This is a genomic window from Bowmanella denitrificans, from assembly GCF_002887595.1.
In the GTDB taxonomy this organism is placed as follows: Bacteria; Pseudomonadota; Gammaproteobacteria; order Enterobacterales; family Alteromonadaceae; genus Bowmanella; species Bowmanella denitrificans.
Genome location: NZ_PEBU01000006.1, coordinates 92,286 through 115,465, shown reverse-complemented (window position 1 = coordinate 115,465; position 23,180 = coordinate 92,286). Strand labels below are relative to the sequence as shown.

Annotated in this window: 18 protein-coding genes and 3 tRNA genes; 7 read left to right on the top strand and 14 right to left on the bottom strand. The window is 50.4% G+C overall.

Annotated features, from left to right (window positions below; genetic code table 11):
• Position 1 precedes the first annotated feature (1 nt).
• Genes CSR04_RS12500 through CSR04_RS12485 form a run of 4 tightly spaced genes read left to right on the top strand, consistent with a single transcriptional unit; the run spans position 2 to position 3,681 of the window.
• On the top strand, positions 2 to 1,033 hold the full coding sequence (locus CSR04_RS12500; protein ID WP_102796640.1) for an ABC transporter permease: 1,032 nt from the start codon (positions 2 to 4) through the stop codon (positions 1,031 to 1,033).
• Entirely contained in the window at positions 1,020 to 1,913 is an 894-nt protein-coding gene (locus CSR04_RS12495) for an ABC transporter permease subunit (protein WP_102796639.1), read from the top strand. The genes CSR04_RS12500 and CSR04_RS12495 overlap by 14 nt, the downstream gene beginning before the upstream one ends.
• A complete protein-coding gene (locus CSR04_RS12490) occupies positions 1,913 to 2,908 on the top strand; it encodes an oligopeptide/dipeptide ABC transporter ATP-binding protein (protein WP_102796638.1) in 996 nt (331 codons plus the stop codon). The genes CSR04_RS12495 and CSR04_RS12490 overlap by 1 nt, the downstream gene beginning before the upstream one ends.
• Complete coding sequence (locus tag CSR04_RS12485; RefSeq protein ID WP_102796637.1) at positions 2,905 to 3,681, top strand: ATP-binding cassette domain-containing protein; 777 nt, start codon at positions 2,905 to 2,907, stop codon at positions 3,679 to 3,681. Before CSR04_RS12490 ends, CSR04_RS12485 begins: the two co-directional genes overlap by 4 nt.
• A gap of 98 nt (positions 3,682 to 3,779) precedes the next feature.
• Here CSR04_RS12485 and CSR04_RS12480 read toward each other — a convergent pair whose 3' ends face one another.
• From CSR04_RS12480 to CSR04_RS12440, 9 genes are all read right to left on the bottom strand, one after another.
• Entirely contained in the window at positions 3,780 to 5,675 is a 1,896-nt protein-coding gene (locus CSR04_RS12480; RefSeq protein WP_102796636.1) for a SurA N-terminal domain-containing protein, read from the bottom strand.
• A 385-nt stretch (positions 5,676 to 6,060) separates the two neighbouring features.
• The gene (gene hupB, locus CSR04_RS12475) at positions 6,061 to 6,333 is read right to left on the bottom strand and encodes a nucleoid-associated protein HU-beta (protein WP_102796818.1); all 273 of its coding nucleotides are present in this window, start codon (positions 6,331 to 6,333) and stop codon (positions 6,061 to 6,063) included.
• A 307-nt stretch (positions 6,334 to 6,640) separates the two neighbouring features.
• Positions 6,641 to 9,001 (bottom strand): endopeptidase La, encoded by a 2,361-nt coding sequence (lon, locus tag CSR04_RS12470; RefSeq protein WP_102796635.1) that lies wholly within the window; start codon positions 8,999 to 9,001, stop codon positions 6,641 to 6,643.
• Between the two features lie 133 nt (positions 9,002 to 9,134).
• A complete protein-coding gene (gene clpX, locus CSR04_RS12465) occupies positions 9,135 to 10,412 on the bottom strand; it encodes an ATP-dependent protease ATP-binding subunit ClpX (protein WP_102796634.1) in 1,278 nt (425 codons plus the stop codon).
• Positions 10,413 to 10,512: 100 nt separating this feature from the next.
• Complete coding sequence (gene clpP / locus CSR04_RS12460; RefSeq protein ID WP_425427693.1) at positions 10,513 to 11,139, bottom strand: ATP-dependent Clp endopeptidase proteolytic subunit ClpP; 627 nt, start codon at positions 11,137 to 11,139, stop codon at positions 10,513 to 10,515.
• Positions 11,140 to 11,278: 139 nt separating this feature from the next.
• The gene (gene tig / locus CSR04_RS12455; RefSeq protein WP_102796633.1) at positions 11,279 to 12,580 is read right to left on the bottom strand and encodes a trigger factor; all 1,302 of its coding nucleotides are present in this window, start codon (positions 12,578 to 12,580) and stop codon (positions 11,279 to 11,281) included.
• 243 nt (positions 12,581 to 12,823) lie between these two features.
• Positions 12,824 to 12,899: transfer RNA gene (locus CSR04_RS12450), tRNA-His, on the bottom strand.
• Between the two features lie 150 nt (positions 12,900 to 13,049).
• Positions 13,050 to 13,126: transfer RNA gene (locus tag CSR04_RS12445), tRNA-Arg, on the bottom strand.
• 22 nt (positions 13,127 to 13,148) lie between these two features.
• Positions 13,149 to 13,225: transfer RNA gene (locus tag CSR04_RS12440), tRNA-Pro, on the bottom strand.
• 301 nt (positions 13,226 to 13,526) lie between these two features.
• On the opposite strand from CSR04_RS12440, the gene folD reads away from it, so the two are divergent.
• Both folD and CSR04_RS12430 read left to right on the top strand, forming a co-directional pair.
• Positions 13,527 to 14,381 carry a bifunctional methylenetetrahydrofolate dehydrogenase/methenyltetrahydrofolate cyclohydrolase FolD gene (gene folD, locus CSR04_RS12435; RefSeq protein WP_102796632.1) on the top strand — a complete coding sequence of 285 codons (855 nt, stop codon included), beginning with the start codon at positions 13,527 to 13,529 and terminating at the stop codon, positions 14,379 to 14,381.
• Positions 14,381 to 14,917: a DUF1415 domain-containing protein gene (locus CSR04_RS12430; RefSeq protein ID WP_102796631.1), complete on the top strand. Its 537-nt coding sequence runs from the start codon at positions 14,381 to 14,383 to the stop codon at positions 14,915 to 14,917. Before folD ends, CSR04_RS12430 begins: the two co-directional genes overlap by 1 nt.
• On the opposite strand, the gene CSR04_RS12425 is transcribed toward CSR04_RS12430, so the two are convergent.
• From CSR04_RS12425 to CSR04_RS12405, 5 genes are all read right to left on the bottom strand, one after another.
• Positions 14,908 to 17,496 (bottom strand): DUF2339 domain-containing protein, encoded by a 2,589-nt coding sequence (locus CSR04_RS12425; protein ID WP_102796630.1) that lies wholly within the window; start codon positions 17,494 to 17,496, stop codon positions 14,908 to 14,910. The genes CSR04_RS12430 and CSR04_RS12425 overlap by 10 nt on opposite strands.
• Before the next feature lie 120 nt (positions 17,497 to 17,616).
• On the bottom strand, positions 17,617 to 18,636 hold the full coding sequence (locus CSR04_RS12420; RefSeq protein WP_102796629.1) for a DUF4340 domain-containing protein: 1,020 nt from the start codon (positions 18,634 to 18,636) through the stop codon (positions 17,617 to 17,619).
• The gene (locus CSR04_RS12415) at positions 18,629 to 20,464 is read right to left on the bottom strand and encodes a GldG family protein (RefSeq protein ID WP_102796628.1); all 1,836 of its coding nucleotides are present in this window, start codon (positions 20,462 to 20,464) and stop codon (positions 18,629 to 18,631) included. The genes CSR04_RS12420 and CSR04_RS12415 overlap by 8 nt, the downstream gene beginning before the upstream one ends.
• Positions 20,465 to 20,467: 3 nt before the next feature.
• Positions 20,468 to 21,196: an ABC transporter permease subunit gene (locus tag CSR04_RS12410; protein WP_102796627.1), complete on the bottom strand. Its 729-nt coding sequence runs from the start codon at positions 21,194 to 21,196 to the stop codon at positions 20,468 to 20,470.
• Positions 21,196 to 22,119, bottom strand: coding sequence for an ABC transporter ATP-binding protein (locus CSR04_RS12405; protein WP_102796626.1), 924 nt, complete (start codon positions 22,117 to 22,119; stop codon positions 21,196 to 21,198). Before CSR04_RS12405 ends, CSR04_RS12410 begins: the two co-directional genes overlap by 1 nt.
• Positions 22,120 to 22,398: 279 nt before the next feature.
• On the opposite strand from CSR04_RS12405, the gene tsaA reads away from it, so the two are divergent.
• Positions 22,399 to 23,100 (top strand): tRNA (N6-threonylcarbamoyladenosine(37)-N6)-methyltransferase TrmO, encoded by a 702-nt coding sequence (gene tsaA, locus CSR04_RS12400; RefSeq protein WP_102796625.1) that lies wholly within the window; start codon positions 22,399 to 22,401, stop codon positions 23,098 to 23,100.
• Positions 23,101 to 23,180: the final 80 nt, after the last annotated feature.

Below are 23,180 nucleotides of genomic sequence, written 5' to 3'. Positions count from 1 at the left end.
AATGCTTATTTACCTCGGACGCCGACTAAATCTGCTACTGATCACCTTGCTGATTCTATGTATTGCCTCATACATTCTGGCATTCCTGTTTCCGGGTGATCCTCTGACAAATCTGTCAGGCACCCCCTCACCATCGGATGATCAGGCGCAACAATTGCGCTTGATGTATGCGTTAGATGAAGGAGCGCTTGCTGGCTTCTGGCAATACTTGAAGCTGACTCTTGTGGGGGAATGGGGTCTTAGCCTCAGCTCGCAAAATCCAATCTTCGACGACATTTGTCAGTTTCTGCCTGCCAGTATTGAACTCAGCCTGTATGCCATGTTTGTATCGCTACTGGTTGGTATTCCATTGGGTATTATCGCCGGTTTAAACCACCGACGTATTTCTGATATGGGGATCCTGTCCGTTAGCCTGGTGGGGTTCTCTTTGCCGGTTTTTTGGCTGGCCTTACTATTAATACTGATTTTTGCCCTGCAATGGGGAGGGCTGCCGATGTCCGGGCGGGTTAGCCTGCTTTACGACATTCCTCACCAAACAGGTTTTATTCTGTTAGACATAATCATGTCCAATGTTGCAAATAAGCAGCAGGTATTGCTGGATGCGCTGAATCATTTGATTTTACCCACCCTATCTTTATCCATAGTGACCAGTTCCCTGGTCATTCGTCTGACACGCCGCTCGGTTATTAATGTCATGGCCAGTGACTATATAAAAGCCGCCTTTGCAAAAGGGTTAAGTCGCCCCCAGGTTTTTTGGCGCCATGGTATGAAGAATGCTCTGCTTCCCATCATGCCGCAATTGGCGATGCAGTTTACTGTATTGCTCACCAATGCCATGATTGTCGAAGTGATCTTTTCCTGGCCCGGTATCGGGGAATGGTTGATTCAGGCTATTTACCAACGTGACTTTCCAGCTATTCGCGGCGGTATGTTGGCGGTATCGGCCCTGGTGGTGATTGTTACTATCTCCGTGGATCTGCTGATCCGTATGATCTACCCCTTGAGCAAGAAACAAATCCATGCCCAAGTCTAGTTTTTACAACGAGGAGTTATATCCCTCGCCAATGCGCCATACCTGGAACGAGTTCCAGCGTAACCATATTGCCCTGGCCGGTCTATGGTGCCTTGGATTCTTTGTACTGCTGGTGTTATTGGGCCCCTGGTTGTTACCTTTTGGCCCACTTGATCAGAATACTGAGGCCATTCTATTGCCTCCGGCCTGGGATGCGAATGGTGATGTCTCGCACCTGTTTGGCACCGATGGCATAGGCAGGGACTTATTGACCCGGGTTGTACATGGTTGCCAGATCACCTTTGGTGCCAGCCTGTTTTTAGTATTACTGGCGATGTTAATAGGCTGCAGTATCGGCGCTTATGCTGGCATGAGCCGGGGACTTCGCGCCAGTATTATTAATCACCTGCTTGATGCCATCATGGCTATCCCTACCCTGCTGATCGCTATTATCATCGTGGCCATCCTCGGTACTGGCCTGATGAACAGTATGTGGGCCATAACCCTGGCGCTTATACCGCAGTTTATACACCACACCCGTGATATGGTCAGACGTGAATATAAAAAAGAATATGTGACCGCTGCCCGCCTGGACGGAGCCAGCGAGCTGCGCATATTCTTTCATAGCATCTTACCGAACATGATTGAAATGCTGGTCGTACAGGCGACTATGGCGCTGTCTGTGGCAATATTGGACATATCCGCCCTTGGTTTTCTGAGTCTGGGTGCTCAGTCTCCTTCCCCTGAGCTTGGCGCGATGCTGTCCGATGCACTGGAAACCGCTTATGTTGCCCCCTGGAGCATATCATTGCCCGGGGCGGCCATCTTCCTAATGGTTCTATCCATTAATCTGGTGGGAGACGGACTTCGTACCGCGCTGAAAAACAGGTTGAGTCAATAATGCCACTTCTGGATATCAAGAATCTAACCCTGGAAATCGACACACCGCTGGGCTGGATCAAAGCACTGGATAAGATAAACCTCAGCATTGACAGTAGCGAGGTCCGCGCATTGGTGGGCGAATCAGGTTCGGGTAAGAGTCTGGTGGTCAAGTCTATCGTAGGCGCGCTGCCGGACAGATGGAAAGTCACGGCTGATCGTATGAACTGGAAAGGCCGGGATTTACTGTCCATGTCTGACAGTCAGCGCCGCGCCATTACCCGCAGCGAAATGTCCGTGGTATTGCAAAATCCAGCAACCTCATTGGACCCCTCAGCCACACTTCAGGAACAGATTGAGGAAAGTATTTCTGACAGTCAGCTTGACAGGGGTTGGTTCTGGCAACGTCGGCAGCAGCGACGTTTAATTGCCACCCAACAATTGCATAAGGTCGGTATTCGGGACCACGACGTTTGTCTGGCCAGCTACCCGCATCAGGTTGCAGAAGATATTAGCCAGAAGTTTGCGTTAGCCATGGCGTTGGTATCCAACCCTAAACTGTTGATTGCTGACAATCCCACTATGGGAATGGAAACCACCACCAAGATCCAAGTGTTACGCCTACTGGCTAAGCTCAATAAAACCAGGGAACTGAGTATCTTATTTGTCAGTCATGACTTACTAGCTATCTCGGCCATGGCAGACACGATGACCGTACTTTATTGCGGCCAGACAGTGGAAAGCGGCAAAATGAGCCAGTTAAAAAGACGACCACTGCATCCCTACACCAAGGCGCTTCTGGACAGTGCGCCCAGTTTCAGACGTGATTTACCACCTAAGGCGGCTCTGTCGAGTCTGGATGGCACCATTCCCACGCTTCAGCATTTACCTATTGGCTGCAGGTTGGGTCCCCGCTGTCCAAGAGCGCAGAAAGAATGCGTTAAGATGCCGGATGTCCGACGTATTCATGAACATTATTACGCCTGCCATTTCCCTCTGCACCGGGATAAGACATGACGCCACTATTGACCGTTTCTAACCTCAGTTATTGCAAAAAGGACAAATCCTGGTTTGGCAAAAATGCAGGCTTTCGCCTGGACCCTCTGAGTTTTGAACTGAAAGCCGGAGAAACCATGGCCATCATGGGTGAAAACGGCTCAGGTAAATCGCTGCTGGCTAAATTACTGGTAGGGGTGGAACGGCCAAATGCAGGTGAAATACTGCTAAATGGTGAGCCTCTTCATCACAAAAGGCAGCGTTTTCAAGCCATTCGTATGATCTTTCAGCATACCAAGGAATCACTCAATCCGGCACTGACATTGGGCAGCCTGCTGGAGGAGCCGCTGATCCTCAACACGGAGCTGGATAGTCGGGCGCGTAAGCGGAAAATTGAAGAAACGCTGAAACTGGTAGGCATGCTGCCTGAACATCAGTTCTTTTATCGGCATATGCTTTCTGAAGGGCAACGGCAACGGGTCGCTGTTGCCAGAGCCTTAATTCTCAACCCACAAGTGTTGGTAGCTGACGAGCCCTTCGCCGCACTGGATCCATCGGTACGTTCACAAACGGTCAACCTGTTGATGAAGTTACAGCGAGACCTGGGCCTGGGCTTTATCTTTATCTCGCACAATCTGGGTATTGTCCGGCATATCAGCGACAGAATACTCGTGCTAGAGGAAGGAAAACTGGTGGAGTCCGGTAAAACCGATGTGATTTTTAACTGGCCAAAATCAGATTATACGCAACGGCTGATCCATGCCTATCAGGCCCTCATTAGCCGGGACGCTTAGGCAGTTGACGTATCACATTCTGACCTCGAGAGCGCTGTCAACTGGCTTCTAAAACAAAAAACGCTGCAATCTGCAGCGTTTTTTCTGTGCTTTCAGGCTTACTGCTGAACAGCGTGGATCTCTATATCTGCTTTCGCCTTTAAGGCATCGATAAAATCCACATAAAGCTGCTGACCGCGGCCACTGGAGAGACGCTGCTCAATGCTGGCCAGCATAGTATCTTGTGCAGCCTCCGCTTCGTGTATCGCGTCTAGCCTTACTAATGCGGCATTGCCAGCCGCTGTATTGACCGCAGCAAGATTCGCATCTGAGTTGGCAGCCAATTTAAAGGCCTGTTCCACTACCGCGGCCGGTAGTACCGAGCCATACCGCATTTGACCTGACTCCGTTGCCCAGCTCAGCCCTTTCTCATCCAGTTTGGACTGAATACTCTCTCCAGACTTAGCTGAAGCAACCAACTCGTCAGCCCATTGTCTGGCTGCAGCTTGCGCTTTATCGGCTTTAAGCTGAGCGCTAATATCTTCGCTGACTTCAGCTAACTGACGGGTGCGCTGTGGTTGATGTTCCGCCACTCTGAGTACCAGCAAATGATCAGGTGAAATATCAATCACCTCGCTGTTTACCCGGTCTTCAATCAATTCCTCTGAAAAGGCGACATTCAACACCTGGTTTCCAGCAAAGGTTTCTGGTGCAGAAGTGCGACTGAACAGTTCAGTGCTTTGAATTTCCTTGCCCAACAAACCGGCCACATCATCCAGACTATCTGGCTGCTCAAAAGCCAGCTCAGCCACCTGCTGATGTAACTGATAAAACTCTGCCTGCGCTTTGTCCTGCTTGACTGCGGCAACAATTTCATCCCGCACCTGCTCCAGGGTCTGCACTTGTTCAGGTTTTACACCCGTGAGCTTGATAATATGCAAACCAAATGCACTCTCCACCACGTCACTGACATCGCCTTCCTGAGCCAAAGCAAAGGCGGCCTCTTCAAATGCGGGATCCATCACGCCACGGCCAAACCAATCCAGATCACCACCATTCTCAGCACTGAATGCATCGGTAGATAACTCTTTTGCTAGCGCAGCAAAGTCTTCACCATTGTTGAGGCGCTCAAGAATAGCGTTTGCCTGTTCCTGCGTTGCCTGTTTATCCTCACCAAACTCCAACAGAATATGCGAGACGCGACGTTCCTCTTCGGTTCTGTACTGGTCTTGATTAGACAGGTAGTAATCATTAAGCTCCTGTTCTGAAACCTGCACCGCATCTAATAGATCGGCAACCTTCAATTCCAGATAACGCAAAGCAACCTGCTCTTCGGTGTCAAAACTGCTGATGTGAGTTTGATAATAATCGCTGATTTCCTGCTCTGAAACCTGTACATCAGCCTCAAAAGCAACGGCAGGAATATTCACATAGCTGATATCGCGCTTTTGCTGCTGCAGCGCATATGTTTGTGCGACTTCCGCATCCAGACTGAATTCACTGCCAACCAAGGCTCGCATCAACTGCTGACGCGTCATGTCCTGGCGAAGACGATCACGAAAATCCTGTGGTTGCATCCCGGCCTGGCGCAATACGGCCTGATATCTGTCATTGTTGAATGTACCGCCGAGTTGAAACTCAGGCATATTCACAATAGCTTCTTTAACCTGATTGTCACTGACACGCAAATCCAGCTCTGCAGCGGTTTGTTCTACCAACTTGTCGGCGATTAGCCGATCCAGTAAACCACGACGGAACGTCCGCATATATTCGCTGTCTGCCATCAGATTGGCAAAAGCATCACCATACTGGCTTTCCATTCTGGCACGTTCATTCTGATAAGCATTTTCCAGACTGGACTGACTGATGTCATCACCATTAACAGTTGCGACAGGGATATCTGACTTAGCATTTAAGTAGCTTCCAACCCCAGCCAGGGCAAAGGTCAGAATGACCAACCCCAGAATGGCTTTTGCCCAAAATCCCTGCGATCCTTCTCTTATTCTCTCTAACATCTTGGTCTTTAAACTCCAATTTGCGCCAATACCTTGGGGGAGACCTGGTCAGCGCTTAATCAAATTCGCCGGATTATAACTCAGTGTAAACTGAAACAGAATGGCAACGGCGTATTGCCGCACCATGCATATCGCCGTTCTCTCGCATCCATGCGACCACGGCATACGACCACCAAGGATGGTGGAAGTGCAGAAAGCGCAGGAGCAGCTTTTCTGCCGACCACCAAGGATGGTGGAAGTGACGAAAACGCAGGAGCTGGCTTTCGTTCCGTCCATCCCTGGACATCGCCGTTCTCTCGCATCCATGCGACCACGGCATACCGTCCATCCCTGGACATAAAAAAAGCGATGAGAAATCATCGCTTTTTCAACCGAACATTGCGGCTTAATTACAAGCGTCTTTCAGGGCTTTACCAGCTTTGAAAGAAGGCACTTTGGCAGCTGCGATTTGGATAGTCGCACCAGTTTGTGGATTGCGACCGCTACGAGCAGAACGCTCACGCACGGAGAAAGTACCAAAGCCAACCAGAGCAACTTGATCGCCACCTTTCAGCGCGTCGGTTACTGCATCGGTCAGGGCATCAAGTGCACGACCTGCGGCAGCTTTGGAAATATCCGCGCCAGCAGCGATTTTATCGATTAGTTGAGACTTATTCACAATATCATCCCCTTCAGTTTTTATTATATTGCTGATCCGCAAACAATTGTTGCGAAAATGTTATAACAAGCTTGAATCGCAACTTCAAGCCAAGATTTTAATATTTAAATTAATTCAGATTCGCCGCTATCCCTTTTGTGACAAGGCCTGAAGCGATCTTGAATTAAGGCTACCATATCTTGCTGGGTAGGGAAGCCCTGTAAATCAAAAAAAACGCAAAAAGTGCCTGTTTACGACAACTTTTTGCGCTTTGTCATCCACAACAGCGGATTTCGTGACCTTTCAGCACCAAGTCGGTGCAATCCAACTAGGCCTTTGCGGCGTTTACCACCTCGAAACCTTCCGGATTGTTTTCCAAGGCTAGGACCAACACTTCATCAATCCATTGCACCGGATGAATCGCCAGATCCTGCTTAACATTGTCTGGAATTTCTTTCAGGTCACGCTCGTTTTCTTTGGGAATCACCACGGTCTTTATCCCACCGCGGTGCGCGGCCAGTAGCTTCTCTTTCAAACCGCCGATGGCCAGTACCTCACCACGCAGGGTGATTTCCCCGGTCATCGCCACATCACAGCGCACTGGATTACCTGTCAGGGTAGACACCAGGGCTGTACACATCGCGATACCTGCACTGGGACCGTCTTTGGGAGTTGCACCTTCAGGTACGTGTACATGAATATCACGTTTCTCGTAGAAATCATCGTTAATGCCCAACTTGCTGGCCCGGCTGCGAACCACTGTCATGGCGGTCTGAATTGACTCCTGCATAACATCACCCAGCGAGCCGGTAAAGGTGGTTTTACCTTTGCCCGCGACCGCAGCGGTCTCGATAGTAAGCAGATCGCCTCCAACCTGAGTCCAGGCCAAACCCGTCACCTGACCAATCTGATTGTTTTTGTCTGCCTTGCCGTAATCGAAACGTTGCACACCCAGATAATCGGCCAGGTTGTCCTGAGTCACCACGACTTTCTTAATGGATTTATCCAGTAATACATTCTTTACTGCCTTGCGACAGATCTTGGAGATCTCCCGCTCAAGACTGCGCACCCCCGCTTCGCGAGTGTAATAACGAATGATGCCCAAAATGGCAGATTCCTCAATGACCAACTCGCCTTTCTTCAGGCCGTTACGGCTCATCTGCTTCTCTATCAGATGGCGGGTGGCGATATTGAGTTTTTCATCCTCGGTATAACCGGACAGTCGAATCACTTCCATTCTATCCAGTAACGGACCTGGAATATTCATACTGTTGGAGGTGGCAACAAACATCACATCAGACAAGTCATAGTCGACCTCAAGGTAGTGATCACTGAAACTGCTGTTTTGTTCCGGGTCCAGTACCTCCAACAAGGCAGAAGCCGGATCGCCCCGCATATCGGATGACATTTTGTCAATTTCATCCAACAGGAACAGCGGGTTTTTTACGCCAACCTTGGCCATCTTCTGGATCAGTTTACCGGGCAATGAACCGATGTATGTGCGACGATGACCACGGATTTCTGCTTCATCCCTGACCCCGCCAAGGGCCATACGCACATATTCGCGGCCCGTCGCTTTGGCGATGGACTGTCCTAACGAGGTTTTCCCCACTCCAGGCGGGCCAACCAGACACAATATGGGGCCTTTTAACTTGCGTACGCGCTGCTGCACCGCCAGGTATTCGATAATACGTTCTTTGACCCGCTCCAGACCGTAATGGTCTGCGTCCAGTATTTGCTCGGCGGCGGCGAGGTTTTTCTTCACCTTACTGCGCTTATGCCATGGCACCGACACCAGCCAGTCAATATAGCTGCGCACCACAGTGGCCTCAGCTGACATGGGTGACATCATCTTCAGCTTTTGTAATTCTGCGGCGGCCTTCTGTTTGGCATCGGCCGGCATCTTGGCGTCTTCAATTTTTTTACTCAGACTTTCGAATTCGTCAGGGGCTTCATCCAGCTCCCCCAACTCTTTCTGAATGGCTTTCATCTGCTCATTGAGATAATACTCACGCTGACTTTTCTCCATCTGCTTTTTGACTCTGGTGCGAATTTTCTTCTCCACCTGCAGCAGGTCTATTTCCCCTTCCATCAGCGCCATCAGATATTCCAGGCGCTCATTGACCTGAGCCATTTCCAGCACTTTCTGTTTTTCTGCCAGCTTCAGCGGCATATGCGCGGCCATAGTATCAGCCAGACGCGCGGCATCCTCGATACCATTTAGAGACGTCAGTACCTCTGGCGGAATTTTCTTATTCAGCTTGACGTAACCTTCAAACTGCGAGATAGCAGAACGAATCAAGACTTCCTGTTCCGCATCAGCCATGGCATCGTCCTGCTTACGGATGACCTCAGCGATGAAAAACTCGTCGGTTTGCAGATAAGTCTGAATTTCTCCGCGTACATTGCCTTCTACCAGCACCTTGACGGTGCCGTCGGGTAACTTCAGCAATTGCAGAATAGTGGCGATAGTTCCAACCTTGTATATATCATCCGTTTGCGGTTCATCAATGCCAGCGTCTTTCTGGGCAACCAGAAAGATTTGCTTGTCATTGTTCATGGCCGCTTCCAGGCATTGAATGGACTTTTCCCGGCCGACAAACAGCGGGATAACCATATGCGGGTATACCACCACATCCCTTAAGGCCAGGACGGGCATTTCGACACGTTCAGGTCGCTCAGTCGTCATACTCAATCTCTTATCGTTTTAATCTAAACTGGAAATAATATGGGGATGGTCAGGGGAAGTTCAACGACATGCCCTGTCATCTTCTGCAGTTCCCTTTATCAAGGCAGCAAAAAGGCCCCAATGGGGCCTTTGATTATTCGGATGCCGCCTTCTTTTCCTTGGCGTTATCGTATATCAATATGGGTTTGGATTCACCGCGGATCACCGACTCGTCAATCACCACCTTACTGACATTGCTCATGGCAGGCAGCTCGTACATGGTTTCCAGTAACACACCTTCCACGATGGAACGCAATCCACGGGCACCGGTTTTACGCTCCATAGCCTTGGTGGCAATAGCGTGCAAAGCATCGTCCCGGAATTCCAATTCGGTGTTTTCCATGGAAAACAGTGCGCCATACTGTTTGGTTAAGGCGTTTTTGGGCTCACACAAAATTTGGATAAGCGCCGCTTCATTCAACTCTTCCAGTGTCGCGACTACCGGCAAACGCCCGATGAATTCAGGGATTAAACCGTACTTAATCAAATCTTCCGGCTCAACCTGCTGGAACAGCTTACCCAACCCGGCTTTCTGGTCCTTACTACGAACCTGGGCGACAAAGCCAATGCTGGTGCCAGTTTGCATGCGCTGCTCAATCACCTTGTCCAGACCAGCAAAAGCGCCGCCGCAAATAAACAGGATCTTGGAAGTATCAACCTGCAGGAATTCCTGCTGCGGATGCTTGCGGCCCCCCTGGGGTGGAACAGAGGCAATGGTCCCTTCAATCAGCTTAAGCAACGCCTGCTGCACGCCTTCCCCGGAGACATCACGGGTAATGGACGGATTGTCGGACTTGCGGGAAATCTTATCGATTTCATCAATGTAAACAATACCCCGTTGGGCTTTCTCTACATCGTAATCGCATTTTTGCAACAGCTTCTGGATGATATTCTCAACGTCTTCCCCCACGTACCCGGCTTCAGTCAGGGTGGTGGCATCAGCCATAGTGAAAGGCACATCCAGAAAACGCGCTAAGGTCTCAGCCAGCAGGGTTTTACCACTGCCGGTCGGGCCGATCAGCAAAATATTACTTTTACCCAGCTCGACGCCTTCATGTACATCACCATTGCGTAAACGCTTATAGTGATTATATACAGCGACTGCCAGCACCTTCTTGGCATGCTCCTGACCGATGACATAGTCGTCCAGGTGCTTATGGATGTCCTGCGGTTTAGGCAGGGCACTTTGTTTCTTTTTCGGGGCAATCTCTTTAATTTCTTCACGGATGATGTCGTTGCAGAGCTCAACGCATTCATCACAGATAAAGACTGACGGCCCGGCAATCAGCTTGCGAACTTCATGCTGGCTTTTGCCGCAGAAAGAACAATACAGCAGCTTATTATCGCCGTCCCCGCTGTGACTATTACTCATTTACTCGTTACCTCTGTCAGACCTGGGGCTACCTGTCTTACAAGTATTAACCCTTATCGACCAATTTCTCAATTTCTTGGCGACAAATAAGCCGAAGTGACTATTTATCTTGATGGGCATCCAGACGATTGGCCAGCACCTGATCCACCAGTCCATATTCTTTGGCTTCCGCCGCACTCATAAAGTTGTCCCTGTCGGTATCCCTGGCCACAATCTCATAGTCCTGCCCGGTATGCTCAGCCATCAGACGATTAAGCTTTTCCTTGATAGACAGTATTTCACGGGCATGAATTTCAAAATCCGATGCCTGGCCCTGAAAACCGCCCAGGGGTTGGTGAATCATCACTCTGGAGTTTGGCAGACAATAACGCTTGCCCTTGGCACCGCCGGATAGCAGGAATGCGCCCATACTGGCCGCCTGTCCTACGCACATCGTGCTGACGTCGGGCTTTATCAGGTTCATGGTGTCATAAATAGCCATGCCCGCCGTCACCGAACCGCCAGGAGAGTTGATATACAAAAAGATATCTTTTTCTGGGTTTTCTGACTCCAGAAACAGCATCTGTGCAACGATCAGGTTGGCCATATGATCTTCCACCTGACCTACCATAAAGATAATTCGCTCTTTCAGCAGTCGGGAGTAAATATCATAGGCCCGCTCCCCTTTGGAGGTTTGCTCAACCACCATGGGTACCAGAGAATTCATGGGCTCGAAGGCATTCTGCATCATATTAGGCTTCTCGTTATTCAACACTTGGACCCCTCCTTGTAGCGTTTGGGTTTCGTCCGCTGAAAATAAAAATGCTCGGTAGGTACCGAGCATTTAAGCAGTTGCTGACTGGTCAAGTCAACGAACAACAGCCAAATTAGGCTTGTCTGTTCATGATTTCGTCAAAGGCCTTTTTCACTTCTTTGACTTTGGCTTCTGCCAACACGCTTTCAACAGCTTGATCTTCCAGCGCAATATTATTCATCTGCTGCATCAGTTCTTTGTTAGTTTTATAGTAACTAACCACTTCAGCAGGATCTTCGTAAGCAGAAGCAGTGGTTTCAATCAACGCTTCAACCTTAGCTGCATCTACTTTCAGTTCTTTCTGTTTGATCACTTCGCCCAGCAACAAACCGATGCTGACGCGACGACGGGCATTTTCTTCAAACAGTTCGGCAGGTAACTCAGGCATATTGCCTTGCTGTTGGTTGCCAAAGCGCTGCAGTGCTTGCTGACGCAATACGTTGATTTCCTGGTCAACCAGCGCCTTAGGCAGATCTACCTGGTTGTTCTCCAGCAAACCTTTAAGAACCTGCTCTTTAACCTGGTTTTTCAGCGTTTGCTCCAGCTCACGTTGCATATTCTTGCGTACTTCGGCACGAAGGGCTTCAACACCACCGTCTTCCACACCGAACAGCTTGGCGAACTCTTCGTTCACTTCCGGCAGATCCAAGCCTTCTACTTTGGTCACTTTAATGGTGAACTGAGCGGCTTTGCCTTTCAGTTTTTCAGCATGGTAATCTTCAGGGAAGGTCACGTCGGCAACCACTTCTTCACCGGCTTTCTTGCCCACGATAGGGTCTTCAAAACCTGGGATCATGCGGCCTTTGCCCAGCTCCAACTGGAAGCCTTCGGCCTTGCCACCTTCGAATTCTTCACCGTCGATAGTGCCAACGAAATCGATAGTGACACGGTCGTCTTTCTTGGCTTTACGCTTGCCTTCTTTCCAGGTAGCGTGCTGCTTACGCAGGGTGTCCATCATGTTGTCCAGATCTTTATCGGCGATCTCAACAACCGGCTTTTCTACCTGAATTTTACTCAGGTCCTTAATTTCCACCTCTGGATAAACTTCAAACGAAGCCACAAATTCTAGGTCTTCACCCTGGCTATCCTTTTTCAGTTCAAAGGCAGGCATACCGGCAGGGTTCAATTTTTCCTGAACAATGGCTTCATAGAAATTACGTTGCATTACTTCGCCAGCGATTTCCTGACGAACGGCTTGACCGAAGCGTTTCTGAATAACAGTAACGGGTACCTTGCCTGGACGGAAGCCATTAACCCTTTGGGTTTTAGCCAATTGTTGCAAACGGGATTTTACTGCGACATCGACTTTTTCAGCCGGAACAGTGATGGTAAGACGGCGCTCTAAACCTTTAGTCGTCTCAACGGAAACTTGCATTCTTCTACCTCAACTATGCGCACTTAGGCTGCTTTTCTATATGCCCACCCACTTCCTTTTAATCACGCGCTAATCTATCTGGCGGGAATCAGGCGATTGGAGGGTGAACTTGGACCTGATAAAAAGACGCAGCATTATAGCGGCAGCCCCATGGCAATTCCAGTTGAAAAAACGAAAAAATATTGGATAAAAGCGAAGAAAAAAGGGATTACAAGATAGAATTCGAAAGAAGAGAGAGAAGAGTGGGGTGGACGATGGGACTTGAACCCACGACAACCGGAATCACAATCCGGGGCTCTACCGACTGAGCTACGCCCACCACTGATTCTCTTTTTGGTCACACCAGATTAGAATGGCGCGCCCTGCAGGATGACTTCGTACTTCCTGTACTCCGCCCTTTCGGGCCATCCTATGGATGTTTAAAATCGCTCCAGGCGATTTTGTCGAACTGTTCTCACCTGCCTGTCGCTGGCGCGCCCGGCAGGATTCGAACCTGCGACCCACGGCTTAGAAGGCCGTTGCTCTATCCAGCTGAGCTACGGGCGCTCTTCGAACCTGAAGCAAGAGATGGTCGGTGAGACAGGATTTGAACCTGCGACCCCTTGTACCCAAAACAAGTGCGCTACCAAGCTGCGCTACTCACCGACTCTTGCTGTAGCAGTAGAACATTTACTGGCTGCTACGGGGCGCGAATATTACCCACATGACCTTTGACCGTCAAACACTTTTTCATTAAAAAAAGTTCGTATGCGCAATTTTAAAACAGACTGGCTAGTTTTCGACTTATTTGCCAACATTTTGAGCAATTCCTTCTATACAACCCTGCTTTTCTATCAATCCACCCTGATTCACAAATTGTCGAACGCTATCTATAGATCAAGTGCTTAATGGAATCATTAATCTGTGGGACAATATTGGCCACGCTTCTATATAGATAAATAAATCCATGCCAGCACAACTTATTGACGGAAAACTTATTGCCAAGCAATTACGCCAGAATGTGGCCAGCCAGGTAGCCTCTATACGTGCCTCAGGAAAACGCGCCCCAGGGCTGGCGGTGATCCTGGTCGGCAGCGATCCGGCCTCTCAGGTTTATGTCGGCAGCAAACGCAACGCCTGTGAAGAAGTGGGGTTTGTCTCCCGCTCCTATGATTTACCCGCCAGTACTACACAACAACAGTTACTGGATCTGGTAGATGAGCTCAATGCGGACAATCAGGTCGATGGCATATTATTGCAGTTGCCCCTGCCAGCCGGCCTTAATGCCGAACAGATATTGGAGCGCATTCACCCGCATAAAGATGTGGACGGCTTCCATCCTTACAATCTGGGTCGTCTCGCCCAGCGTCTGCCGGCGCTGCGGCCCTGCACACCTAAAGGTATTATGACCCTGATTGAATCCACCAAGCGTCATATCAAGGGGTTGGACGCCGTTGTAGTGGGCGCATCCAATATCGTTGGTCGCCCCATGTCACTGGAACTGCTACTGGCAGGTTGCACAATCAGCGTTTGCCACAAGTTTACTAAAGATCTGCGTGCCCATGTGGAACGGGCAGATTTGCTGGTAGTCGCCGTTGGTAAGCCAGAATTTATTCCTGGCGATTGGATCAAACCCGGTGCCATTGTTATTGACGTAGGCATTAACAGGGTCGACGACGGTAAATTAGTAGGTGATGTGCAGTTTTCCAGTGCTGTGGAACGGGCTGGCTGGATCACCCCGGTACCGGGCGGGGTTGGTCCAATGACAGTAGCCAGCCTGATCGAAAACACCCTGGAAGCCTACGTGAAATATCACAGTTGATGAACGAGCAAAAGCTAATCAGCCAGACCCGCCACTGGGTAGAGACAGTGGTGGTGGGTCTGAACTTTTGCCCTTTTGCTAAAAAAGAACTGGCCAATACCCGCTATCTGGTGTGCGGCCATGAACGGATGGTCAGAGCAATAGAAGCACTGCTGGATGAGTGTGACTATCTGGATGCCCACCCTGAGATTGCCACCAGCTTGCTGATTTATCCACAGTTTGACGACTACGAGCAATACCTTGTATTACTGGAAGAAGCCAACCGCAGTCTGGATAACAACCAACTTCGTGGTACTTATCAGCTTGCCAGTTTTCATCCTCAGTATTGTTTTGCCGATGAACCGGCAGACTCCGCGGCGCATTATACCAATAGAGCCCCCCACCCGGTGCTGCACTTACTGCGTGAAGCCAGCATTGAACAGGTGCTGGCGCGTTTTCGCGAACCGGAGGCAATTCCCGAGCGCAATATAGCCACCGCAAAAAAACTGGGCGCGGAGGCGATGCAGGCGCTCCTGGCAACCTGCCGTCAGTTATAATCAGGCTCACTGGCAATACTTTGCCTGAGCCGCTGAAATAGCCAACCCAGCGCCACCAGGCAAAGACCCAGCCCAATAAAAGACACCGCCCTGAATAAGCCTTGTAAGTTTGCCATATCCACAATGAAAACCTTGAGAATAACCATCAGTAACAAACCGAACCCCAGCCGTTGCCAGCCAGGCAAGACGAATTTATAAGCTATTCCGACCAGACTACTGGCAATCAGCAGCCAAACCAACGAATAGCTGTATTGTTCAGCATCCGAGGTGGCCAGCCAGAGATGGATTTCTTCACCTTGCCAGACCTGGCGAATCACAGCATTGACGAACAAAAACGCCAGTAAGGCACTGATGCCTTTTACCACCTTGGCTGCGGCCCCCGCCAGATGACTTTGGGAGAGATAAAATAGTAATGCCGCAGGCACTGCCCATAGCGGCAACAACCAATTCAGGAGCGGCCACTGCCCCACCCCTTGTTGAATGAAGAATGGGTTGTCGTCCACCAGCAATTGCAGTTGCAAAAGCCCTGCGGCGATGCAAAGCAGAATACCTGCGAATCGATAGATGGGCAGCGCATTGCCGGCAAAGCTGGCACGATATAAATACATAGCACCCAATAACAGCCAGTTCATGGCCAATAACACTGTTTCCTGAAAGCTAAGCGCACCAGGCTGCGGATAGTGCCCCACTAACAGATAACTGGTTTCTGTGGTGACCAGCAGCGCAAACAAATGCAGTACCGCTGCCAGCAGCCAGGGATACAAAGCTGAAGCCTGCCAGAGTCTGGCACTGAGATAGAAAAGACCAATGGCCAGAGGATAAACCACAACAGACCAATGCAGTCCGAGCAATTGCACATTGTCGTAACCTGGCGTCCAGGGCGCCAGACTCAGTCGCAATAGAATCAGTGATACCAGCAGCTTTACAATCCAATGCGGCAGCGCCAGTTGCCTTTTTTGTGCCAAATAGCTAATAACCAGCACCTGCGTCAGCAACGCCAGGGTCAGGGCGCTATCATTCAGCAGCATGGTCAGACTTAATGCCAGATTGGCGTTACTGCCTGCTACGTAACAAAATGCCTGCCAACCGGCAGTCCGCCAGGCCAATCCTGCCAGTCCCATGCTCATCAACAACAACATGGTCGCCCAAAAGGGGTAGAGCAATCCGCTATCACCTGTCGGCGCCAGACTATAGCCGACCCCAATCAGAATAAAAGGGGCAAAGGCAGCCAAAAGATGGCATTCCAGACGCTTTGTCTGCTGTCTGCCCAGCGCCAGGCCATAAACAAACAGCAACAATGCGCTCCCCACCACCAACAAATAATTGCCACTTAACGCGCCGCTCAACTCATCCAAACGCACCGGTGTCGGCACTATGATTATGCCGACCAGAAAAATCGGCAAAGTTAATAACGCACAATGTGAAAACCGGCAATGCAGCCTTGGTAGCACCAGCATGGCAAAAGCCAGCGCCAATAGCAGCGTGAGACTGGCCGTTTGATAACTGATTGATAACAAAAATACCAGGGCCGGAAGCAAGCTCAGCAACAAAGCTGCGTTTTCCTTGTCTGCTTGCCACAAGGACCGAAATGGCAGCGACTGCAGCTGTCGGTTTTGCAAGCGCCAGCCGCAGACCGGCCACACCACCAGTCCGTACAAGGTCAGCAACACAAAACCACTAAATAGCGAACTGTCTGATGCTTGCCCCTGTATCAGGGCCAGCATGTACCAGCCAAAGTGGCCACCATACAGGGCATACCATAGCCAGGATTGCTGCACACGTCTGGCAAGTAACAGCACCGCCAAGCCAACAAACAGCACATAGCTGAGCAATGCAAACAGATTGCCACTGTCAGCCCCTACCCAAAGTGGGACCGTATAAGCGCCAACTATGCCAATGGCCGCCAGCAAGGGGCCAAGCAATAACGACAGATAACTGGCGCTCAGGGCGACAATGGCTAATAACACAAAGGCACTGAGATTACCCAGCATCTGATAGCCATATAAGGCCAGAAGCACCATGGCAAAGCAGCTAATAAAGCCGCCACTGGCCAGGGCTGCGGGAATGTAATTGGCGTAACCTTCAAACACCACTGCACGGCGGTGTAACCACAAGGATGTCAGGATCAGACCCACACCAAAAACGCTACCTAGTAAGATTCTGGCCAGGGGAGACAGCAAGCCCCTTTCCAGGCTATAACTGGCCAGAAAGATGCCGCCAAGCGCCAGCGCCACAGCACCAATCCACACCATACCGTTTTGCTCAAAAGCGTTCTGCCAGGCTTTGAAGCTGGTTTGCCACTGATTGGCGGACGCCTTTACTTGTAACACTGCCGCTGGTGACACCGACGGGATAGCCGGCTTGGGCTGCACATTGACCGGCCTATTTATGCCATCCACCGTCTTATGCCGTTCTGTTGATTCCATCTGACCAGAAGACTCAGGCACAATCCTGCTGTTTAAATCAGTAACAAGCCGACGCAGCTCACTTAGCTCCCGGCTCAGACTTTGCACTTTAAAAAAAGCGATGACGCCAGCCAACGCGGCCAGCAAGATTATCAGGCCAAATATCGCCTCCATGCCTCTCTCCTGTCAGAGTCAGATCAACTGCACAATACTTTGCTGACAATACGCAATTACACAGAAAAAACAAACCCGCCAGGCAGCGGGTTTGATCGCGTTACAACAGAGTGGAAAATGTTATCGGTTTGGCGCTTCGCCTTCATCCAGGTGACCAACCGGTAACTTATTCTGTGGTGCGGCAGGCTCGGCCAGGAAGTCTTCCCGCGTTTTCGCTAACTGATTAGCGGAAAACCCTGATATCTGATAGGTCAGCCCCTGCCAGTATGGCTGCCCCGTAGAAGTGGTAAAACGCACATAGTGTTTGTCGTCCTTTTGCAAAAGCGCAATGTCCACTTGCTGGCCATCAAAAGTAACCATTTGAAAAACAGCCTGCAGCGGCGCTTGCCAGAATTTCTCATCTACCACCAGGCGCTCTTCAAAATTCAGACCCAGCAGATTGGTTACCACGGAATTTAATACAGTTGCGTACTTCAGCTCTCTGCCCTTAGGCATTGCCGCTAATTGGTAATCCGGCTGTTCGGCACTGTCTCTTAGTATCTGCCAGGCGCTGCCGTCCAAGCGGCTGATACTGGCAATCTGTTGCTTGTCGAAATCCAATATGGGTTGGCGCATCCAGTCCCGCGCAGCCATAGGCAAACTCAGGTCCTGGTCAATCAACCAGCTCTGCTGGTCGTCAGCAAAACGCACGTAACGGCCATGACCACTATTTGGAGTATTACCAATCAAGAGCTGCCAACTGTGCTGTGTGGCTTCCAGGGTAAGTAAGCTCGCAGTGCTGCCCGGAGCATCCAGCGCCTGCAAACCCAGGCGATGAAAATGCTCCGGCTGACGGGTTTTAGCCTGCAGGCGATTGGCATCCACCAAAGATTGCAGTAACTCCGCCAGTTTTTGTTCATCAGCGGGATAACCACCTTCACTGCTGACAAGCCATTTGCCATCCACCAGTTCAGCCTCAATCAACAGGCCCTGGGCATCCTGAATCGCAAGGTGGGTCACATGGCTGCCCTGCTCGGCCAGGGCTGGCAATAAAGGCCCTTGTTGCAATTTGGCTTGCCCATCTTCCTGTGTCAGCAACAAAAAGCCTGCCCCCACAGCAAGTAGCAATACCAACAACAAACTCAACAAGTGTTTAGCCATGTTTAACCTCCCCGGCCTTTTTACGCATCAGTCTGGCCAACAGCCCTAACAACAGCACCAACAGGATGGGCATCACGGCAATGTTAATCAACTTCAACCAACTGCCCAGACGTTCGATATCTTTATCCAACTGGTGACGCACCTCTCGCAGAGCCTTGCGAATTTCAATCTTCTTTTGCATGAAATCTTCCAGCGCTTCCTGCTGCTGAGCATCCAGTACCAGCGCACCGCTGTCGCTGCGCTGCCCCTGCAATTGGGCCAGGGCCTGTTCGGTCTCATCCAATTGCTGCTGCAGCAACTGTTCCTGATCCCTGAAAGCCTGTTCGGCTTTAACCGTCAGAGCCTGCACTACCTCAAAAGGACGGGAAAACGTACCGCGACTGCGGATACTGATCAGGGCATTACTGCCCCCCAGATTCTCCACCGCGTTCGTCAGGAAATCGCCGTTATTGGCAAAAGGCGTAAAGATAGTCTGACCAAAGAAATTGCTCTGACTCACCCAGAATCGGTCCGTTAACAAATCGGTATCACCAACCAGAATCACATTCAGTTCGCCGGAAGCAAGCAGTTCCTGCGGTTCGCTGCCCTCTGGTAAGGCATCAAAGGCGGAATTTGCCCGTCCTGATAACCGGGCTGCCAGTACATAGGATTGATTGGCGTCAACAAAGCCACTGCTCAGTTGTTTCGCATCACGGGTCATCGCATAGGTCATATTGTCCATCAGGCTGGTGGAACGCGATGAGGTTAGCAGCGGATGCCATTTCAGTGATGGGCCGGTTGGCGGCGTGAAATGCCCAAATGATGCGCCGTTTAACAACTCCAAACCACTGGTCACCACATCCTTGCTATCCAGTTGCTCTCTGCCCAAGCCCAAAAAGCCCATATGTCGCGTTACGCCACTTTGGGTACGGATATCCAGGCCTGTCGCCGCATCAAGCACCACATTGCCAGCATCGAACTGTACTCCCCAGGCCGTAAACAGTTTATCCAGGCTGGAACTATTGGCTCCGCCCATGGCCCCCATAGGATCAGATTCATGGTGAGGATCCACAAACGCCATCAGCTTGCCGCCGCCCAGGGCATACTGATCAATACTCAACAGCAAGGCGTCGCTAAACGCTTTAGGATGCACCAGCAGCAGTACATCAGTATCTTCCGGCACCTGGCTGATATCTGAGCCCAGCACTTGTACGTCGTAAAGCTGTTGCAACTGGGTGATGCTGGTCCAGGCAGGATCGAAGCGCCCCGTCATTGGATTTTGCCCACCTTGTACCTGCAAGTCGGTAATCACCGTGACTTTGACGTCCTTGGGATCACTTAACTGGTAAATCAGTTTACTGATTTCATATTCCAGAAAGCTTTCCTGCTGTGGGTCAAAAAAGCCGATGACTTTTTCATCATCAAAGGCATTTCTTGCCGCCAGGCCAAGGTAAATAGCATCACCGGCAGAACCGAGCGTCGCGGCGGTCAAGCCGAAACGATTGGCCTCATCCTCTGCTTCAGAGAACGGTTCAGGGTCAACTTTATGCAACACAATTTTGCCACCTGATGCAGAACGGTACTCTTCCAGCAAGCTTTCTACCCGGTTGGCATAATTGCGCAAACTGGTCATGCCTTTGGAGGCTTTATCAGAAAAGAAGAAATAAAGATGTACCGGCTCATCCAGCTCTTTGAGCACCTGTTTGCTGCCCTCAGATAAGGAATAAACCTGATTTTCGGTCAGATCCAGGCGCACAGAGCCTAACAACTGATTGTTAAGCATGACCAGCACAAAAAACACCAGTAATAACAAAATTCCGGCTATTGACGTGGATAATCGCTTCAACATGAATTACTCCGCCTTTTTCTGTTCTACGGCCAAAAAGCCAGCATATAGCCAAATGCCAATGGCAATCAGGAAGTAGCCCACATCATTCAGTGCCAACACGCCTTTGGCCATGGATTCAAAATGGGTGAGAAAGCTAAAAGACGCCAGCGTGTCCAGTAACATCGGCGACATCCAGCCTTTAAAGGAATCCAGTACAATACTGCTGCCCGACAGCACAAACAAAAAGCACACCACCACGGCCAGAATAAAAGCCACCACCTGGCTCTTCGTGAGGGCGGACATGCAAATACCTATGGCCAGAAAGGCCCCGGCCATCAACCAACTACCTATATAGGCCGCCAGAATAATGCCGTTGTCAGGATTGCCCAGATAGTTAACCGTCACCCACAACGGAAAGGTCAGCACCAATGCCAATCCCAGTACCGCCCAGGCTGCCAGAAACTTGCCCAGCATCACCTGCCAGATAGTCACCGGCAAGGTCATCAACAGTTCAATGGTGCCGCTCTTGCGTTCCTCTGACCAACTGCGCATGGCCATGGCCGGTACCAAAAACAAATACAGCCAGGGATGGAAATTAAAAAATGGCAGCAGGTCAGCCTGGCCACGTTCGTAAAAATTACCAATGAAGAAGCTGAAGACACCGCTTAACATCAGAAATATAAGAATAAAGACATAAGCCACTGGCGTGGCAAAATAACTGGCGAACTCGCGCCGGAATAACGTACCGACCATTATTCACGTACCTCAGCTGTCATTTGTCTGAACACATCGTCCAGACGGCCCTGCTCCTGATACAGGCTATCCACCTGCAGACCACGATCTTTAATATAGGCAGACACCACAGGCATTAAATCCTGCTGATGTTCTGGAAACAGCACCACCCGGCCACTGTTTTTTTCCACTTCCATATCATCCACCCCTGGCAATTCCGCCAGACCGGAGATGTCGGTCATCTGCGTAAAATGCAAACTTACTGCCCGGTAGTAACGGGAGCGACGCTGCAAGTCATCAGGGGTGGCATCGAACAACATGCGGCCACCAGCGATAATCATGGCGCGATTACACACCGCCGTTACTTCTTCGAGAATATGGGTGGAAATGATCACCAGCTTATCTTTGGACAGATTCTGAATCAGCTCCCTGACCTGGTGTTTCTGATTAGGGTCCAATCCATCGGTGGGCTCATCCAGAATCAGGATCTGTGGATCATGCAATATGGCCTGAGCCAGCCCTACTCTGCGCTTAAACCCTTTGGATAGGTTTTCTATTGGCCTGTCCAGCATGGAGCGGATTTCTACCATATCGACCACATCGTTCAGACGCTGGCGTTTTTGCTGACCACGTAAGCCACGCACATTGGCAATAAAATCCAGAAACTGCAGCGGCGTCATATCGCCATAGGCTGGCGCACCTTCTGGCAGGTAGCCGAGCTGACGCTGGATATGCTTGGCCGACTGACTCATATCCTGGTCAAAGATACGGATTTCGCCCCGGGTCGGGGCCAGAAAGCCAGTGAGCATCTTCATTGTGGTGGATTTACCCGCCCCATTGGGTCCAAGAAAACCGACGATATCGCCAGGTCTGACCTCGAAGGAGAGATTGTCGACGGCCATAAAGTCGCCAAATTGTTTACACAGGTTCTTTACTGAGATCATAAGATTCCTTAAATGATCAAAGAGTTAGAAAATCGCCTTTCATATGGGCATGGTTAGCCAAAATTCAAGCCCAGAATAACTCACATACAAGTGAAGTCGAAGCGTGGAGGTACAAACAAAGGGCAAAAAAAACCCACCAGGGCGGTGGGCGAAGAACTTGTCCGGGAAGGGGAGTTTGAGAATGTTCTCAAATCCTGTAGCCAGTGTAAGGGTAAAAGCTTTTGAAATTATTACCGTTAGCCGTGAAAATGTTGCAAATTATGAATCCAGACCGGCGACATGCATTTATCCCCCATAGGCACTATCCTCACTCCTTACAAGGAAAAATTTGCCATTCCCCGCCAGCCCGGCCTGGTTAGCAGTGCGGTTGGCGAAATCCATCTGTTTGACGATTATGCCGATCCCAACGGCTTTCGTGGTATCGAGCAATTCTCGCATTTATGGTTGTTGTTTCAGTTTCATCAAACCGCAGACCGCGGCTGGTCGCCACTGGTGCGCCCCCCCAGGCTGGGAGGCAATGCCAAATTGGGCGTATTCGCCACTCGCAGTACACATAGACCCAACGGCATCGGCTTGTCGGTAGTAGAATTTGCGGGGCTCACCACAACGAAAGGAAAAACCGTACTGAAAGTACGAGGCATGGATTTAATGGACGGCACACCGATACTGGATATTAAACCCTATCTTCCCTACGCCGATGCCCTGCCGCTGGCGCAAGGTGGGTTTGCCAGCGAGATGCCGGATAATCAAATGCCAGTGTCTTTCCACCCGAATCTGGCCCCCGCCCTGGCAAAGGCAGAACAACTGCATCCTGGCATTACAGAACTGATAAGCCAGGTATTAGCCCAAGACCCCCGCCCGGCCTACAAAAAACATCAACCGCAAATCCAGGAATTTGGGGTTAAGCTTGGGGCATTTAATATCCGCTGGCAGGTGGAAAATGGCCAAAGCCTGGTGACCGCCATTGTGCCGCTAAACTAGCGCTCCTTTGCCAATGGTGAAAAGCCGACAGTTTTGCCTTTAGCCCCCGTAAAAGCGCTGCTAGAATGGCGCAATTTTCA